Source organism: Pelomonas caseinilytica (assembly GCF_021353235.1).
GTDB lineage: Bacteria > Pseudomonadota > Gammaproteobacteria > Burkholderiales > Burkholderiaceae_C > Pelomonas > Pelomonas caseinilytica.
The window spans coordinates 184,022-200,784 of record NZ_JAJTWT010000010.1; the positions used below are offsets into that span (position 1 = coordinate 184,022).

Consider the following 16,763-nt stretch of genomic DNA (forward strand, 5'->3'; position numbering starts at 1 on the left):
CCACCCCATTCCGACGACAAGAAATCCCGAGGACCCCACCATGTTCATTCCCGCCCTGCCCGCCGCCCGCCACCCGTCGCGCGCCTGCGCCGCCCTGCTGGCCCTGGCCAGCGCCGCGGCTGGCGCAGACACGCTCAGCGAGATCTACCTGCAGGCGCGCGCCAACGACCCCATCTTCGGCGCCGCCACGGCCACGGCCGCGGCGGGCCGCGAGAAGGAGTTCCAGGCACGCGCCGGGCTGCTGCCCACGGTGACCGCCAGCGCCACCATCCAGCGCGACCTGGAGCACTCCAACTACATCGACGGCAAGCGCCGCATCTACAGCAACCGGCCGTGGAACGTGACGCTCAACCAGCCCCTCTTCCGCCTGGCCAACATGCGCGGCTACGAGCAGGGCGTGCTGCAGTCGCAGCTGGCCGACCAGCAACTGCGCCTGGCCGAGCAGGACCTGCTGCTGCGCGTGGCCAAGGCCTATTTCGACGTGCTGCAGGCCCAGGACGCCCTGGCCGCCATGACGGCCCAGCGCGACGCCTTCGCCCAGCAGCTGGCCCAGTCCAAGCGCAGCTTCGACGTCGGCCTGTCCAGCATCACCGACCTGAACGAGGCCCAGGCCCGCAACGACCTCGGCGTGGCCCAGGAGATCGGGGCGCGCAACGACCTGGAGGTCAAGCGCCGCACGCTCGAGAAGCTCATCGGCCGCGAGCTGCCGCCTCTCGCCACCGTCGCCCCCGAGGCCGGCGTCAACGTGCTGACCGCGGAACAGGCCGAACGCCTGGTGGAGCGCGCCCCGAGCGACTCGTTGCAGGTGGCCGCGGGCGAGACCGCCGAGCAGGTCGCCAAGCTGGAAATCGACCGCCAGCACGCCTCGCGCGCGCCCACCATCGACCTCGTGCTCAACGCCAACGAGCGCAATTCGACGGCCTACGTCTCGCCCGGCAACTCGCGCAACTACACGGCGGGGCTGGAGATCCAGATCCCGGTCTTCCAGGGCGGCGCCGTCGACTCGCGCACCCGCGAAGCCGTGGCCAACCTCGAGCGCACCCGCCAGGAGCTGCTCAACGCCCGGGCGCAGGCCCGGCTCGACGCCCGCCAGGCCTACCTCGGCGTGCAGTCGGGCTCGGCCCTGTACACCTCGCTGCGCCAGGCTCTGGTCTCGGGCGAGACCCAGGTCAAGTCGACGACTCGGGGGCTGGAGGTCGGCACGCGCACGCGGGTGGACGTGCTCAATGCCGAGCAGCAGCTCTTCGCCACTCGCAAGGACCTGGCCGCCGCCCGCTACCAGACGCTGATGGCCGGCCTGCAGCTCAAGGCCGCCGCCGGCGCGCTGAGTGAAGAGGACTTCCGCGGCCTGGACGCCCTCATGGTGAACCCCAAGCCCTGACGCCTTCCTCGCGCGCCATCTCGGTTATCCAATCCGCGTTCGCGGCATTCCGCGACTCAACGAATGCGGAAATGGGTGTCACTTCCGCGCCCACCGGGCGAGCCGCTAACGTGCGGGTCGCCCTTTTGCTGATTCCATGTCCACGCTGACCTCCCCGACCGCCACCGAAGCCAGCCCCCCGGCCGGCGCGACGCTCCAGGCGCCCCCCGCGCCGGACACGCCGCTGGACGCCTGGCAGGCGCTGGCCCTCGCCCGCACCGGCGACCAGCTCGCCCAGGCCTGGCTGGGCGTGCTCTGCCATGCGCTGCTGCGGGCGCGTGCCGGCCTGGTGCTGATGGCCCAGCCCGACGGCGCCTTCGCGCCCGTGGCGGCCGTGCCGCCTGGCAAGGAGCTGGGCCACCTGGCCGAGGTCGCCACCGAGGCGCTGCGCCAGCGCGCCGGCGTGCTGCGCCACAACGCCGCCGGCGAGGCCCTGCTGGCCTACCCGCTCAGCCAGGCTGACAGCCTCTCGGGCGTGATCGTCCTCGACCTGGGTCCGGCCGACGCGGCCGACGCCGAGCGCGCCCGCCAGCTGACCCACTGGGGCGCCGGCTGGCTGCTGGACCTGATGCGCCAGCTCGACCAGGCCCGCATCCACGCCGGCGCCCGCCAGGCGCGGGTGCTGCTGGACACCGTGCTGGCCCTGCAGAACGAGCCGGGCCTGCGCGAAGCCGGCATCGCCCTCGTCCACGCCGTGGGCCGCGAGTTCGGCTGCCACCAGGTGCAGCTGGCCCTGGCCGAAGGCCGGACGCTGCGCCGCCAGGCCGTCTCGCATGCCGCCGTGTCCGACGACCGCAGCCAGCAGGCCGCGCTGGCCCTGCAGGCCATGCACGAGGCCTTCGACCAGGAGCAGCGCCTGCTCTGGCCCGAGCCGCCGCCGGCAGAAGGCGAGGTGGCCGTGCGCATCACCGCCGGCCACGCCCGCTATGCCCACGAGGCCGGCGCCAAGGCCCTGTGCAGCCTGCCCCTGGTGGCCGGGCATCAGGCCGTCGGCGTGCTGCTGCTGGAACGCGACACGCCCTTCAGCACCGGCGAGGCCGAGCTGCTCGACGCCCTCGGTCCCGCCGTGGGGCCGCTGCTGGTGCTGCAGCGCGAGGCGGGCCAGGGCGCCGTGGCGCGGCTCGGCCGCTCCCTGCGCTCGGCCCTGGGCGCAGCCACCGACGGCTCGCGGCCGGCCCTCAAGCTGGGCCTCGCCGTGGCGGCCGTCGTGCTGCTGCTGCTCGCGGTGGTGCCGGTGCCGTATCACGTCAGCGCCTCGGCCCTCGTCGAGGGGGCCCAGCAGCGCGCCGCGGTCGCGCCCTTCGAGGGCTATGTGCGCGAGGCGCCGGCCCGCGCCGGCGACGCGGTCAAGACCGGCCAGCTGCTGGCCCGGCTGGAGGACAAGGACCTGCTGCTGGAGAAGACCCGCTGGGAGTCCGAGCTGGACGTGGCCCAGCGCAAGGAGCGCGAGGCCATGGCCCGCGGCAACCGCGTCGACCAGCGCCTGGCCGCCGCCCAGGCCAACCAGGCCCGCGCCCAGCTCGACCTGGCCACGTCCAAGCTGGAGCGGGTGGCCATCACGGCGCCCTTCGACGGCATCGTGGTCAAGGGCGACCTGTCGCAGCAGCTCGGCTCGCCGGTCGAGCAGGGCAAGGTGCTGTTCGAGATCGCGCCCATGAACGCCTGGCGCGTCATCCTGAAGGTCGACGAGCGCGACATCGCCGACGTGCGGCCGGGCGCCGGCGGCAGCCTGGTGCTGGCCAGCCTGCCGGGCCAGAGCTGGCCCTTCACGGTCAAGAAGATCACGCCGGTGTCGGTGCCCGAGGAGGGGCGCAACCAGTTCCGGGTCGAGGCCGAGCTGGCCGGCGCTGCGCCCAAGCTCAGCCCCAACATGGAGGGCGTGGGCAAGATCGACGCCGGCTCGGCCAGCCTGCTGTGGGCGTGGACGCACCCGCTGCTGGACTGGCTGCGCCTGGCCTGGTGGAAGCTGCTGCCGTGAGGGCCCGCCCGTGACCGCCCGCGCCTTGCTGGCCCCGTACTGGTACCGCGTCGCGGCCCTGCGCCCGCGGCTGCGCAGCCATGTGCGCCTGCATCGCCACGAGTACCGCGGCGAGGTCTGGCATGTGTTCGAGGACCGCGCCAGCGGACGCCACCACCGCTTCAACGCCCAGGCCTGGCGCGTCATCGGCCTCTTCGACGGCCGGCGCAGCCTGGAGGAGATCTGGGCCCTGCTCTCGCACGAGGTGACGGACGAGACGCCCACGCAGGCCGACATCGTCAAGCTGCTGGGCCAGCTGCACGCGGCCGACCTGCTGCTGGCCGACGTGACGCCCGACACCGCCGAGCTGTTCGAGCGGCGCGGCAAGCACGAGCGCCGCCAGCGCCTGGGCCGCTTCGCCAACCCGATGTCGATGCGCTTCCCCCTCATCGACCCCGACCGCCTGCTGGCTCGCCTGGCCGCGGCGCTGCGCCCCGCCGGTGGCCGCTGGATGCTGCTGGCCTGGCTGGCCGTCGTGCTGCCGGCCGTGCTGATGCTGCCCTCGCATTGGCGCGAGCTGACGCACAACTTCAGCGACCAGTGGCTGGCCTCGGGCCACCTGCTGATGCTGGCGGTGCTGTTCCCGCTGGTGAAGATCGCCCACGAGCTGGGCCACGGCCTGGCCTGCAAATGGCACGGCGGAGAGGTGCACGAGGCCGGCGTGCTGATGCTGGCCTTCTACCCCGTGCCCTACGTGGACGTGAGCAACTCCTCGGCTTTCGCCGGCAAGTGGCAGCGCGCCCTGGTCGGCGCGGCGGGCATGCTGACCGAGCTCTTCATCGCCGCGCTGGCCTTCTACGCCTGGCTGGCCCTGGAGCCCGGCATGGCGCGCGGCATCGCCCACGGCGTGGCGGTGCTGGCCAGCGTGACGACGCTGTTCTTCAACGCCAACCCGCTGCTGCGCTACGACGGCTACTACATCCTCAGCGACCTGGTCGAGATCCCCAACCTCGGCCCGCGCGCCCAGAAGTACACGCTGGAGCGGCTGGAGCGACGCCTCTTCGGCGTGGTGCCCGACGACCCCATGCCCGTGACGCCCGGCGAGCGGCGCTGGTTCCTGGCCTATGCGCCGCTGGCGGCGGTGTACCGGCTGACGGTGTCGTTCGGCATCGCCCTCTTCGTGGCGCAGCGCTTCTTCTTCATCGGCATCGCCCTGGCGGTGGCCAGCCTGGCGCAGGGCCTGGCCTGGCCGTTCGCCAAGGCCCTGCACGCGCTGCTGACGGCGCCGCGCTTCGCCGCCCGCGGCGCGCGGGTGCGCGGCGTGCTGGCCGGCACGGCGGCCGCGGCCCTGCTGCTGCTCTTCGTGGTGCCCCTGCCCTACCACACCCAGGCCGAGGGCGTGCTCTGGCTGCCCGAGCGCGCCATCGTGCGCGCCTCGACGGCGGGCTTCGTGCAGGGCGTGCTGGCCCAGCCCGGCCAGGTGCTGCTGGCCGGCCAGCCGGTCGTGCAGACGGTGGAGCCGGCGCTGGACGCGCGGCTGCAGGCCCAGGCCGCCAAGGTCGAGGAGGCGCAGGCGCAGGTGGATGCGGCCTGGATGGTCTCGCAGGCCCGCGCCCAGCAGCTGCTCAAGGACCTGGAGCGCGAGCAGGCGGCCCTGTCCCGGCTGCAGGACGAGGCCGACCAGCTGACGCTGCGCGCCGGCACCGCCGGCATCCTGCTGATGGACAAGGCCGCCGACCTGCCCGGCCGCTGGCTGCGCAAGGGCGAGGTGGTGGGCTATCTGCGCACCACCGACAAGCCGCTGGTGCGCGTCGTCGTGCCGCAGTCCGACGTCGACACCGTCAAGCTGGGCCACGAGGCGGTCGAGCTGCGCCTGCCGCAGTACATGGGCGCGGTCTGGCCGGCCACGCTGGTGCGCGGCGTGCCCGCCGCCAGCCGCCAGCTGCCCAGCGCCGTGCTCGGCAGCCACGGCGGCGGTCAGCTCGTCACCGACCCGCAGGACGACCAGGGCCTGCGCACGGTGGAATCGGTGTTCGAGTTCGAGCTGCAGCTGGCCTACGACGTGCCGCACGACTTCCTCGGCAGCCGTGTCTACGTGCGCTTCGAGCACCCGGCCGAGCCCATCGGCCTGCGGGGCTGGCGGGCGCTGCGCCGGGCCTTCCTGTCGACCCTGCATGTCTAGCGCCGCCATGACCAGCCTGCACCTGGCCCGCACGCCCTTCCCCGAACGCGAGGACCGCCCGCCCTCGGCGGCTGACGCCTGGGCGCTGCGGCTGCTGAGCCGGGTGCGGCGCCGCCTCGCGCCGCCGGCCGCCCGCGAGGTGGCGCGGCTGGGCGAGCTGCTGAAGCAGCGCCAGCCCGAGCTGAAGGCGCTGGACGACGCCGGCCTGCTGGCCCACCTGCGCGCCATCGCCCGCCCGGCCGTGCGCGAGCTGCAGGCGGGGCCGCTGCGCGAGGCCCTGGTCGCCACGGCGGAACTGGCCCGCCGCGCCCTGGGCATGACGCCCTACCCGACCCAGCTCTTCGGCGCGATGACGCTGATCCGCGGCCAGCTCGCCGAGATGCAGACTGGCGAGGGCAAGACGCTGACCGCCGGCATCGCCGCCTGCCTGGCCGCCGTGGCGGGGCTGCCGGTGCACGTGGTGACCTGCAACGACTACCTCGCCGGCCGCGATGCGGAGAAGAACCGCGCCCTGTTCCGCGCCGCGGGCCTGTCGGTCGGCGTCGTGGCCCATGGCGTGGAGCGTGACGAGCGCATCCGCGCCTATGCCTGCGACATCGCCTACTGCACGAACAAGGAGCTGGTGTTCGACTACCTGCGCGACCGCGTGGCCCTGGGCGGCCGGGCCAGCGCCGCCCAGGTGCGCTCGCGCCGCCTCGTGGGCGGCCCGCAGGGCGCGCCGGCCGAGCCGGTGCTGCGCGGCCTGCACTTCGCCATCGTCGACGAGGCCGACAGCATCTTCATCGACGAGGCGCGCACGCCGCTGATCCTGGCCGTGCAGGCCGGCGACATCCCGCATGCCGAAGCCCACGTGCAGGCTCTGAGCCTGGTGGCCGGCTTCGAGCGCGACCTGCATTTCCGCATCGACGAGGCGCGCCGCGAGCTGCACCTGACCGACGCCGGCGTGAAGGCGCTGGCCGAGGCCACCGCCGGCCTCGGCGGGCCGTGGACGGCAGCCCACCAGCGCGGCCACCTCGGCACCCAGGCCCTGCGCGCCCTGCACCTCTTCCAGCGCGACGAGCAATACCTCATCGATGCCGAGGGCAAGGTGCAGATCATCGACGAGTACACCGGCCGCGTGCTGCCCGGGCGCACCTGGGAGCAGGGGCTGCACCAGATGATCGAGGCCAAGGAGGGCGTGGAGTTCAGCCCGCAGACGACGACCCAGGCCCGCATCACCTACCAGCGCTTCTTCTGCCGCTACCTGCGCCTGTCGGGCATGAGCGGTACGGCGCGGGAGATGGCCGCGGAGTTCGCCGCCGTCTTCGGCCTGGCCACCGTCACCATCCCCACCCACCGGCCCAGCGCCCGCGTCAGCCTGCCGCCCCGCCTGTGCCGCGACGAGGCGGCCAAGTGGGCGGCCGTGGCCGACTTCGTCGCCGAGCGCCACCGCGCCGGCCAGCCGGTGCTGGTGGGCACGCGCTCGGTGCTGTCCTCCGAGCGCCTCGGCGCCCTGCTGCAGGCGCGCGGGCTGGCGCACCGCGTGCTCAACGCCCGCCAGGACGCCGAGGAGGCCGCCATCGTCGGCGAGGCCGGCCGGCGCGGCGCCATCACCGTGGCCACCAACATGGCCGGCCGGGGCACCGACATCTCGCTGGGCGAAGGCGTGCACGAGCTGGGCGGGCTGTGCGTGGTGCTGACCGAATACCACGAGTCGCCCCGCATCGACCGCCAGCTCGTCGGCCGCAGCGGCCGGCAGGGCGACCCCGGCACGGCCATCGCCATCGTCGCGCTCGACGACGAACTGCTGCGCCAGCACGGCGGCCACGAGGCCCGGCTGCTCGCCTGGGCCCACGCGGCCGGCGCGCCGAGCGTGGGCCGGCTGCTGCAGCGCGCCCGCGTGGCCGCCCAGAACCGCGCCGAGCGCATGCATGAGCGCACCCGCCGCGAAACCATGCGCCAGGATCACCAACTCGACCGAATGACCGCCTTCTCAGGTCCGCAATGAAGCCCCTCGTCCAAGGCGTACCTTGGCCGGTCCCCCGCGGGGACGGCGATGCTTGCGGCATCAAGCCGCAAGCACATCGCCCGCGGGCCGGCTAGGGAGCGGCCCGTCGCTCGGCCCGCGAACCGTCTACGGCCCTGCTCCAGTCACCGAATGAACCCCATGAACGCAAAAATCTTCCTCCCGCCCCTTCTCTGCGCCGCCGCCCTGCCCGCCTCTGCCGCCGACCCCGGCTTCACCTGCCTGATCGAGCCCATGCAGCGTGTCGAGCTGCGCAGCCCCGTCGAAGGCCGCATCGACGCCATCCACGTCGAGCGCGGCATGGAGGTGCGCAAGGGCCAGGTGCTGGTGGAACTGGACACCGCCGTCGAACGCGCGGCCCTGGATGCCGCCAAGTTCCGCTCGGTGATGCAGGGCCAGATCAAGAGCGCCGACAGCCGGCTGGCCGCCGCCAAGGACAAGTTCCAGCGCCGCGACGCCCTCGTCAAGGAGCGCTACATCGCCACCCAGGACCGCGACGACTCCCTGGCCGAGATGCGCGTGGCCGAGGCCAACCTCGTCGAGGCCCAGGACAACCAGCGCCTGGCCGCGCTGGAGCAGCGCCGCCTCAACGAGACCGTGGAGCAGCGCCGCCTGCGCAGCCCCATCACCGGCGTCGTGACCGAGCGGCTGCAGGCCATCGGCGAGGTGGCCCAGGCCGGCGAGAGCGCCAAGCCCGTGCTGCGCCTGGCCCAGACCGACCCGCTGCGCGTGGAGGTGGTGCTGCCGGTGGGCATGTACGGCAAGGTCAGGCGCGGCGACAAGGCGAGCGTCGACGCCGAGGCGCCGCTCACGGGCCGCTACACCGCCACCGTCACCATCGTCGACCGCGTCGTCGACGCCGCCAGCGGCACCTTCGGCGTGCGCCTGGAGCTGCCCAACCCCAAGGGTGAGATCCCGGCGGGGATCAAGTGCCGGGCGAGGTTCTAGCCTCCTCGCTCGGCGAAGCTTCTTGACCGAGCGCAACACCCCGGCCCCGCGCCCGCACTACCCTGGCCGCCACTGTCTTCAGGAGGTTGCCATGGCGATGAACGTCGGAACTGCCGAGCGCACGCTGCGCGTGCTTGTCGGCCTCAGCCTCGTGGCTGCGGCGGTGCTCGGCTTCATCAGCCCGCTGGGCTATGTCGGCCTCGTGCCGCTGGTCACCGGCCTGGCCGGCTTCTGCCCGGTCTACCGGCTGTTCGGCCGCCGCTCCTGAGCCTCCATCCGCCATCAGGGAGCCGCCATGCCCACCATGAAAGCCGCCGTCGTCCGTGCCTACGGAGAGCCGCTCAACCTTGAGGAGGTGCCCATCCCCGAGGTGACTCCGGGGCAGATCCTCGTCAAGGTGGCCGCCTGCGGCGTCTGCCACACCGACCTCCACGCCGCCGACGGCGACTGGCCCGTCAAGCCGCCCCTGCCCTTCATCCCCGGCCACGAGGGCGTCGGCCACGTGGTGGCCGTGGGCGCCGGGGTGAAGGGCATCCGCGAGGGCGACCGCGTCGGCGTGCCCTGGCTGCACACGGCCTGCGGCCATTGCGAGCACTGCATGACCGGCTGGGAGACGCTGTGCGACAGCCAGCAGATGACGGGCTACACCGTCAACGGCGGCTTCGCCGAATACGTGCTGGCCGACCCCGGCTACGTCGGCCACCTGCCCGCCGGCACCTCCTTCGAGGCCATGGCGCCCATCCTGTGTGCCGGCGTGACGGTCTACAAGGGCCTGAAGGTGCTGGACGCCCGCCCCGGCCAGTGGGTCGCCATCGTCGGCGTGGGCGGCCTGGGCCACTTGGCGGTGCAGTACGCCCGGGCCATGGGCTTTCACGTCGCCGCGGTCGACATCGACACGGCCAAGCTGCAGCTGGCACGCCAGCTCGGTGCCGAGCTGTGCGTCAACGCGGCGGACGAGGACCCCGTGGCGGCCCTGCAGCGCGAGCTGCGCGGCGCCCACGGCGTGCTGGTGACGGCGGTGTCGCGGCAGTCCTTCAGCCAGGCCCTGGGCATGCTGCACAAGCGCGGCACGCTGTCCATGGTGGGCCTGCCGCCGGGCGACTTCGCCCTGCCCATCTTCGACGTGGTGCTCAACGCCAAGACGGTGCGCGGCTCCATCGTCGGCACCCGCCAGGACCTGAACGAAGCCCTGCAGTTCGCCGCCGACGGCTGGGTGCACGCCAGCACGACGACGCACCGGCTCGAAGCCATCAACCACATCTTCGACGAGCTGCGCCTGGGCCGCATCGAAGGCCGGGCGGTGCTGAGCTTCGAGTGACGCGCCGGCCCTGGTGCGCGCGTTGACCGCCGTCAAGCCGGGCCCGGCGGCGTGCGGTTAGCTTCGCCTTGATGACCCCACGCCGACTGCCGAATCGACCGATCCGCGCCCTCCTGCTGCTTGCCCTCGCCGCCGGCCTTGCGCCGGCCGCGCGTTGCGAAGCCCTGCCACCCCGCAAGCCGGCGACGCCGCCGGCCAGCTTCGCCCCGGCGGTGCAGCGCGGCTCCGCCTGGGCCGTGGGCATCTACATGTTCGTGCCGGGCGAGGATGAGCCGCGCGTCGGCGCCGGCTTCCTCGTCGACGACAAGGGCGCCATCGCCACCTCGGCTCACCTCGTCGACGGAGCCCGCCAGATCCTCGTCGCCCTGCCGGACAAGCGCCTCGTCGTGGCGACGCTCGAAGGCCTGGACATGGCCTCCGACGTGGCCCTGCTGCGCGTGGACCCGCCGCCGCGCGCCCATCCGGTGTTCGGCCGCCCAGGCCAGCTCCACGTGGGCGACTGGGTGATGGCCGTGGGCGAGCCCTTCGGCCTGGAGCGCTCGGTCTCCGCCGGCATCGTCAGCGGCAAGGACAGGCACTTCGGTGACGACGGCGAGGTGCTCTTCATCCAGAGCGACGTCTCGCTGAACCCCGGCAATTCCGGCGGCCCGCTGCTGGACGCCAGCGGCGCCATCGTCGGCATGAACGCACGCACCATCGTCGGCCCCGTGGGCACGCCCGGGGCCAGCCTGGCCGTGCCCATCGACATCGTGCTGCAGCTCGTGGGCGAACTTCGCAAGGACGCGACCACGCCGCCCCGCCCGCGGCTCGGAGCCCTGTTCGACGACGTGCCGCCCCTGACGGCCTGGGCCGCCGGGCGGCGCGAGGCCAGCGGCGCCATCGTGCTGTCCGTGGCGCGCGGCAGCCTGGCCGAGCAGCTGCGCCTGCGCTCCGGCGACATCGTCACCGCGATGAACGGCCGGCCCATCGCCGGCAGCGCCGACCTCGTCAACGCCCTGCTCGCCTGGCGCCGCGCCACCGACACGCGCATCGCCGTGCGACGCGGCACGGAAGACCTGGTGCTCACCCTCGACCCCGGGGCCGAGACTGCCCAAACCGCACCCGCCAGCGGCGCCGGCCGGTGAAGGTGCTTGACGAAAAGCAAGCGCCGCCGCGGCGCCTGGCCTAGAGTGCATCCATCTTCCCCGTGGAGGCCCGACATGCCGACGACCGACGCGACGCCCCGTACACCCTTCGACCTCACGGCGCCGTTCGAGCCCTGGGTCGATGCCGCCCAGACCTACAACCGCTGGCTGATCGGCCTTCTCGACGTGCAGACGCTGTGGTGGAAGGACGTCGAGCGGCGCGCGGCCGGCCTCATGCAGGGCTGGCTCGGCCCGGTGCTGCCGCCCGCCTCGGCCCAGGGGCTGGCCGGGCCCAACCTCGCCCTGGCCTGGCAGCGCGCCTGGGCGGACGGCTGGCAGGTCTGGGTCAACGCCCTGCAGCACGACGCCACCGAGGCCTGACCCCCTGTTTGCGCGACGGCGGCCGTTCTTGACGACGGTCAAGGGCGCCTTGGCGCGAATTGCCAACATGCGGAACACGGGGCGCGAAGCCCCCAAAGGAGAAACTGCATGGGCATTCGAACCATCCTCGTCCACCTCGACAGCCGCCGGCACACCCCGGCCCGGGTGGAATCCGCGGCGGCGCTGGCGCTGCAGCATGAGGCCCACCTGATCGGCATGGCATCCACCGGCTGGGTTCCCATCCCGGCCGACAGCGCAGGCGCTCTCGGCATCACCGCCTACCAGGAAGCGGCGATGAACCAGCTGCGCGACGAGGCCCAGGCCTGCGTGCAGCGCTTCGAGGAGCAAGTCCGCCGCCTCGGCGTGCTGTCCTTCGAGGGCCGCGTGGACCTGAGCTATGCCGGCGACTCCATGCCGCTGGCGGCGCGCTACTGCGACCTCACCGTCGTCACCCAGACCGACCCCGACGAGCCCCGCGAAGCGCCGTGGCCGCCCATGCAGCAGGAGGTGCTGCTGCAGTCCGGCCGCCCGCTGCTGGTGCTGCCCTATGCCGGCGAATGCATCGTGCCGCCGGCCGCGCGCGTGCTGGTCGGCTGGAACGGCAGCCGCGAAGCCGCTCGCGCCATGCATGACGCCCTGCCGCTGCTCGAGCGCGCCGCCCACGTCGAGGTGGTGGTGTTCGAGCCGCCCGAGAGCGTCGAGCAGAACCACGGCGACCTGCCCGGCGCCGACATCGGCCTGTGGCTGACGCGCCATGGCGTCAACGTGCACGTCAGTTATGTGCCCATCAAGGTCGCCACCGGCGAGGCCCTGCTCTCGCACGCGGCCGACATCGGCGCCCACCTCATCGTCGCGGGCGGCTACGGCCACTCGCGGCTGCGCGAGGCCATCCTCGGCGGCGTCACCCGCACGCTGATGCGCACCTCGCCCGTCCCAGTCCTGCTGTCCCACTGAAGTACAAACCGCCCCCGGCCCAGCCCCGCGCGCTGAACGCGACGCGTGTCTGGTCCGCCCCCCGTGGGGGCGGCGATGCTTGCGGCATCGAGCCGCAAGCACATCGCCAGCGCGGGCCGGCTCGGGAGCGGCCCAGCGCTCGGCCCGCAAATACCCCGTTTCGTCTGGTGCGGTTGCCTGCTGCCTGAGGCGTCAGCGGATCAGCAGCGCCGGCACCTTGGTGCGCGACAGCACGCGGGCCGACACCGAGCCCAGCACGGCGCCGGCGATGGCGCCGTGGCCATGCGAGCCCATCAGCAGCAGCTCGGGCCGCTCCTCGTTGACGATGTCCGCCAGCTTGTCGCCGGGGTGGCCCACCGCATGCCGTTCGCGCAGGGTCCAGCCCTGCATGCGGGCGAACTCGCGGACCGGGTGGAGCACCTTCTCGGCCTCTTCGGCGTAGTACTCGTTCAGCACGTCCTTGGGCAGGTGGCGGGCGGCATGGGGCGGCACCTCGGGCGTCACGTGGACGGCGATGAACTCGTGGCCCCCGCCCACCAGCTCGGGGTGGGCGGCGACATAACCGAGCATGTGGCGGGTATAGGCACTGCCGTCGACGGCGAAGACGATCTTCATGGGTCACCCCTGCTGAGGCCCGAAGCGGACCACGGCCGATGCTGCATGGGGGCGATGGCGGCTTCATTGCGCTGGATCAACCGGCGGGCCGCCGACGCTTCCCAGAATGCCGGCGACTCTCCAGGGGCCGCTTGATGACGACGATGCACGCCATGGTTCTCGAGCGCGCCGGCGCGCCGCTGCGACAGCAGGAGCGGCCGCTGCCCGAGCCCGCCGCCGGCGAGGTGAGGCTGCGCGTGCTGGCCTGCGCCGTCTGCCGCACCGACCTGCACGTGCTGGACGGCGACCTGCCCGAGGCCCGCTATCCCATCGTGCCCGGCCACGAGATCGTCGGCGTCGTGGACGCGCTCGGTGGCCGCGTCGGCGAGCTGCGGCTCGGCGACATGGTGGGCGTGCCCTGGCTGTGGCAGAGCTGCGGGCATTGCCGCTTCTGCCTGTCCAGCAGCGAGAACCTCTGCGACACGCCCGAGTTCACGGGCTGCACCCGCGACGGCGGCTTCGCGACCCACGTGCTGGCGCCGGCGGCCTTCTGCCTGCCGCTGACGGCTTCGCAGGCGGCCGACCCCGAGCACACCGCGCCGCTGCTGTGCGCCGGCCTCATCGGCTGGCGGTCGCTGCGCGCCGCGGGTGACCGTGCCCCGGTGCTCGGCCTGTACGGCTTCGGCGCCGCCGCTCATCTGATCTCCCAGGTCGCGGTCGCCCAGGGGCGCTCGGTGTACGCCTTCACCCGCCCGGGCGACACCGCCGCCCAGCAGTTCGCCCGTTCGCTGGGCGCGGCCTGGGCCGGCAGCTCCGAGGAGATGCCGCCCGAGCCGCTGGACGCGGCCATCCTGTTCGCGCCGGCGGGCGAGCTGGTGCCACAGGCCTTGCGCGCCGTCCGCAAGGGGGGCACGGTGGTCTGCGGCGGCATCCACATGAGCGACATCCCGTCCTTTCCCTACCGCCTGCTGTGGCAGGAGCGGCGCCTGGTGTCGGTGGCCAACCTGACGCGGCAGGACGGCCGCGAGTTCCTGCAGATCGCCAGCGCCCTGCGGCTGCGCGTGTCGACGCGCCGTTATGCGCTGGCCGACGCCAACACCGCCGTGGCCGACCTGCGCGCCGGCCGCGTGAACGGCGCGGCCGTGCTCGTCCCCTGAGCCTGCCACCATGACACAACGCCATCTCGACCGCCTGCTCCACCCCCAGTCCGTCGCCGTGTTCGGCGCCTCGGACAAGCCGGCACGCGTCGGCACCACGGTCTGGCGCAACCTGGTGGCGGGCGGCTTCAAGGGTCAGCTTGCGCCGGTGAACCCGCGCCTGGCGGAGCTCGACGGCGTGCGCTGCCACCGCGACGTGGCGGCCCTGCCCTTCACGCCCGACCTGGCCGTGCTGTGCACGCCGCCGCACACGGTGGCCGCGCTGGTGGACGAGCTGGGCCGGCGCGGCACGCGCGCTGCCGTCATCGTGACGGCCGGCCTCACGCCGCAGCAGAAGCAGGCCACCCTCGCCGCCGCCCGTCCCCACCTGCTGCGCCTGCTCGGGCCCAACTGCATCGGCGTGCTCAGCCCCCATGCCGGGCTGAACGCCAGCTTCACCCAGGCGAATGCCCTGCCCGGCGAGCTGGCGCTGGTGTCGCAGTCCGGCGCCCTGCTCACCGCCCTGCTGGATTGGGCCAACACCGAGCGCATCGGCTTCTCCCACCTCATCTCGCTGGGCGAGCACATGGACGTGGACTTCGGCGACCTGCTCGACCACCTCGCCATGGACCGCCACACCCGGGCCATCCTGCTCTACATCGAGTCGATCACCGCGCCGCGCAAGTTCATGTCGGCGGCGCGGGCGGCGGCACGGGTCAAGCCCGTCATCGTCGTGAAGGCCGGACGGGCGGCGGCGGGCATGAAGGCCGCGGCCTCGCACACCGGGGCCATGGCAGGCGAGGACATGGTCTTCGACGCCGCCATCCGCCGCGCCGGCATGCTGCGGGTGGACACGCTCAAGGAACTCTTCATCGCCGCCCAGACGCTGGCGCGCTTCCGCGACAACCGCAGCGCCGAACTGATGGTGATGACCAACGGCGGCGGGGCCGGCGTGATGGTGGCCGACGCCGCTTCGGCCCTGGGCGTGAAGCTGGCCCGGCCCGGCGACGCGCTGATGCGCCGCCTGAACGCCGTGCTGCCGGCCACCTGGTCGCACGGCAACCCCATCGACATCATCGGCGACGCTCCGGCGCAGCGTTATGTGGATACGCTGAATGCGCTGTTCGACGCGCCGGAGGCCGGCGCCATCCTGTTCGCCCACGCGCCCACCGCCATCGTGTCCAGCCGCGAGATCGCCGAGGCCTGCGCGCCGCTGATCGCCGCCCGGCCGGGGCGGGTGATGAGCTGCTGGATGGGCGGCGACACGGTGGCGCCGGCGCGGCGCTGCTTCGAGGACGCCGGCATCGCCGACTATGAAACCCCCGAAGAGGCCGTCCGCGCCTTCGCGTTGATGCAGACCTATCGCCGCAACCAGGCGGCCCTGCGCCAGACGCCCACGGCCAGCGCCAACGCCGAGCCCGACCTGGCGGGGGCGCGCCGCATCGTCGACGCGGCGCTGGCCGCCGGCCGAGAGTGGCTGGACGAGGTGGACGCCAAGGCCCTGCTCGCCGCCTTCGGCGTGCGGGTGGTCGCGACGCGGCGAGTGCCGCCCACCCCGGGCGCCGCGGTGGCGGCGGCGCGGGAGGTCGGCGGGCCGGTGGTGCTGAAGATCGTGTCGCCCGAGATCCTGCACAAGTCGGACGCCGGCGGCGTGCGGCTGGGCCTGCAGGGCGACGAGGCGGTGCGGCAGGCCGCGCAGGAGATGCTCGATCAGCTGCAGGGCCAGCGGCCCGACGCCCGCATCGAGGGCTTCACCGTCCAGGCCATGGCGCAGCGACCGCATGCGCAGGAGCTGATCGTCGGCGCCCATGTCGATGCCATCTTCGGCCCCGTGCTGCTGTTCGGCCAGGGTGGCACGGCGGTGGAGGTGGTGGGCGACCGCGCCATCGCCCTGCCGCCGCTGAACCGCGCCCTGGCCCGCGACCTCATCGACCGCACCCGCGTGGCCCGGCTGCTGGCCGGCTACCGCGGCCGTCCGCCGGCGCAACTGGACGCCGTCTGCGACGCGCTCATCGCCGTGGCCCGCATGCTGGCCGACCTGCCCGAGCTGGCCGAACTGGACATCAACCCGCTCTGGGCCGACGAGCACAGCGTGCTGGCGCTGGACGCCCGCGTGCGGCTGTCGGCCGCCAGGCCGTCGGGCGTGGCCCACTTCGCCGTGCGGCCCTATCCCAGCGAGCTGGAGCGCCACCTGGTGTGGCGGGGCCGGCGCCTGCTGCTGCGGCCCATCCGGCCCGAGGACGAGGCCCAGCACCGCGCCCTGCTCGACGCCTCCGACCCGGACGACCTGCGCATGCGCTTCTTCCAGGCGCCGCGGCGCATGACGCACGACGAGCTGGCCCGGCTGACCCAGATCGACTACGAGCGCGAGATGGCCCTCGTCGCCGTCGACGAGCACGACCCCACCGGCGTGAGCACCCTGGGCGTCGCCCGGCTGGTGCGCGACCCCGACAACGTCGAGGCCGAGTTCGCCATCCTCGTGCGCAGCGACCTCAAGCGCCTGGGCCTGGGGCGGCTGCTGATGCAGGCCCTGCTGGACTATGCGGCCGGCTGCGGCACCCAGCGCATCATCGGCTACGTGCTGCGCGAGAACCTCGCCATGCTGGCCCTGCTCCGGCAGCTCGGCTTCGACATCCGCCCGGACGAACACCAGCCCTCGGAGATCGTGCGGGTGAGCCGCGAGCTCCGACCGGCGTAGCGGGGCATCGCGGCGCCGCTATCCTCGGGGCGATCAACGCCCAAGG

At 73.4% G+C, this 16,763-nt stretch carries 13 protein-coding genes; 12 read left to right on the forward strand and 1 reads right to left on the reverse strand.

The window, feature by feature from the left end:
- Window positions 1-40 precede the first annotated feature (40 nt).
- The 10 genes from LXT12_RS21095 to LXT12_RS21140 all read left to right on the forward strand — a co-directional run bounded on the left by LXT12_RS21095 (window position 41) and on the right by LXT12_RS21140 (window position 12,289).
- Entirely contained in the window at window positions 41-1,381 is a 1,341-nt protein-coding gene (locus LXT12_RS21095) for a TolC family outer membrane protein (RefSeq protein ID WP_233394269.1), read from the forward strand.
- A gap of 136 nt (window positions 1,382-1,517) precedes the next feature.
- Entirely contained in the window at window positions 1,518-3,398 is a 1,881-nt protein-coding gene (locus LXT12_RS21100; RefSeq protein WP_233394270.1) for an efflux RND transporter periplasmic adaptor subunit, read from the forward strand.
- 10 nt (window positions 3,399-3,408) lie between these two features.
- Complete coding sequence (locus tag LXT12_RS21105) at window positions 3,409-5,559, forward strand: PqqD family peptide modification chaperone (protein ID WP_233394271.1); 2,151 nt, start codon at window positions 3,409-3,411, stop codon at window positions 5,557-5,559.
- Between the two features lie 7 nt (window positions 5,560-5,566).
- Window positions 5,567-7,546 (forward strand): preprotein translocase subunit SecA, encoded by a 1,980-nt coding sequence (locus LXT12_RS21110; protein WP_233394272.1) that lies wholly within the window; start codon window positions 5,567-5,569, stop codon window positions 7,544-7,546.
- A 159-nt stretch (window positions 7,547-7,705) separates the two neighbouring features.
- Window positions 7,706-8,512 (forward strand): efflux RND transporter periplasmic adaptor subunit, encoded by an 807-nt coding sequence (locus LXT12_RS21115; protein WP_233394273.1) that lies wholly within the window; start codon window positions 7,706-7,708, stop codon window positions 8,510-8,512.
- Window positions 8,513-8,603: 91 nt separating this feature from the next.
- On the forward strand, window positions 8,604-8,780 hold the full coding sequence (locus LXT12_RS21120) for a YgaP family membrane protein (protein ID WP_233394274.1): 177 nt from the start codon (window positions 8,604-8,606) through the stop codon (window positions 8,778-8,780).
- A gap of 27 nt (window positions 8,781-8,807) precedes the next feature.
- Entirely contained in the window at window positions 8,808-9,830 is a 1,023-nt protein-coding gene (adhP, locus tag LXT12_RS21125) for an alcohol dehydrogenase AdhP (RefSeq protein ID WP_233394275.1), read from the forward strand.
- 71 nt (window positions 9,831-9,901) lie between these two features.
- Entirely contained in the window at window positions 9,902-10,954 is a 1,053-nt protein-coding gene (locus tag LXT12_RS21130) for a S1C family serine protease (protein WP_233394276.1), read from the forward strand.
- 75 nt (window positions 10,955-11,029) lie between these two features.
- Window positions 11,030-11,335 (forward strand): hypothetical protein, encoded by a 306-nt coding sequence (locus LXT12_RS21135; RefSeq protein WP_233394277.1) that lies wholly within the window; start codon window positions 11,030-11,032, stop codon window positions 11,333-11,335.
- A 108-nt stretch (window positions 11,336-11,443) separates the two neighbouring features.
- Window positions 11,444-12,289, forward strand: coding sequence for a universal stress protein (locus LXT12_RS21140; protein WP_233394278.1), 846 nt, complete (start codon window positions 11,444-11,446; stop codon window positions 12,287-12,289).
- Window positions 12,290-12,481: 192 nt separating this feature from the next.
- On the opposite strand, the gene LXT12_RS21145 is transcribed toward LXT12_RS21140, so the two are convergent.
- Window positions 12,482-12,904 carry a universal stress protein gene (locus LXT12_RS21145; RefSeq protein WP_233394279.1) on the reverse strand — a complete coding sequence of 141 codons (423 nt, stop codon included), beginning with the start codon at window positions 12,902-12,904 and terminating at the stop codon, window positions 12,482-12,484.
- A gap of 131 nt (window positions 12,905-13,035) precedes the next feature.
- On the opposite strand from LXT12_RS21145, the gene LXT12_RS21150 reads away from it, so the two are divergent.
- Both LXT12_RS21150 and LXT12_RS21155 read left to right on the forward strand, forming a co-directional pair.
- The gene (locus LXT12_RS21150) at window positions 13,036-14,040 is read left to right on the forward strand and encodes a zinc-dependent alcohol dehydrogenase family protein (RefSeq protein ID WP_349255043.1); all 1,005 of its coding nucleotides are present in this window, start codon (window positions 13,036-13,038) and stop codon (window positions 14,038-14,040) included.
- Between the two features lie 10 nt (window positions 14,041-14,050).
- Window positions 14,051-16,717 carry a bifunctional acetate--CoA ligase family protein/GNAT family N-acetyltransferase gene (locus LXT12_RS21155; protein ID WP_233394280.1) on the forward strand — a complete coding sequence of 889 codons (2,667 nt, stop codon included), beginning with the start codon at window positions 14,051-14,053 and terminating at the stop codon, window positions 16,715-16,717.
- Window positions 16,718-16,763 lie beyond the last annotated feature (46 nt).

Coding starts and splice junctions, on each gene's coding strand:
- LXT12_RS21155 (WP_233394280.1), top strand. CDS start 14,051: ATGACACAACGCCATCTCGACCGCCTGCTCCACCCCCAGTCCGTCGCC.
- adhP (WP_233394275.1), top strand. CDS start 8,808: ATGCCCACCATGAAAGCCGCCGTCGTCCGTGCCTACGGAGAGCCGCTC.
- LXT12_RS21115 (WP_233394273.1), top strand. CDS start 7,706: ATGAACGCAAAAATCTTCCTCCCGCCCCTTCTCTGCGCCGCCGCCCTG.
- LXT12_RS21110 (WP_233394272.1), top strand. CDS start 5,567: ATGACCAGCCTGCACCTGGCCCGCACGCCCTTCCCCGAACGCGAGGAC.
- LXT12_RS21140 (WP_233394278.1), top strand. CDS start 11,444: ATGGGCATTCGAACCATCCTCGTCCACCTCGACAGCCGCCGGCACACC.
- LXT12_RS21135 (WP_233394277.1), top strand. CDS start 11,030: ATGCCGACGACCGACGCGACGCCCCGTACACCCTTCGACCTCACGGCG.
- LXT12_RS21145 (WP_233394279.1), bottom strand. CDS start 12,904: ATGAAGATCGTCTTCGCCGTCGACGGCAGTGCCTATACCCGCCACATG.
- LXT12_RS21095 (WP_233394269.1), top strand. CDS start 41: ATGTTCATTCCCGCCCTGCCCGCCGCCCGCCACCCGTCGCGCGCCTGC.
- LXT12_RS21130 (WP_233394276.1), top strand. CDS start 9,902: ATGACCCCACGCCGACTGCCGAATCGACCGATCCGCGCCCTCCTGCTG.
- LXT12_RS21120 (WP_233394274.1), top strand. CDS start 8,604: ATGGCGATGAACGTCGGAACTGCCGAGCGCACGCTGCGCGTGCTTGTC.
- LXT12_RS21100 (WP_233394270.1), top strand. CDS start 1,518: ATGTCCACGCTGACCTCCCCGACCGCCACCGAAGCCAGCCCCCCGGCC.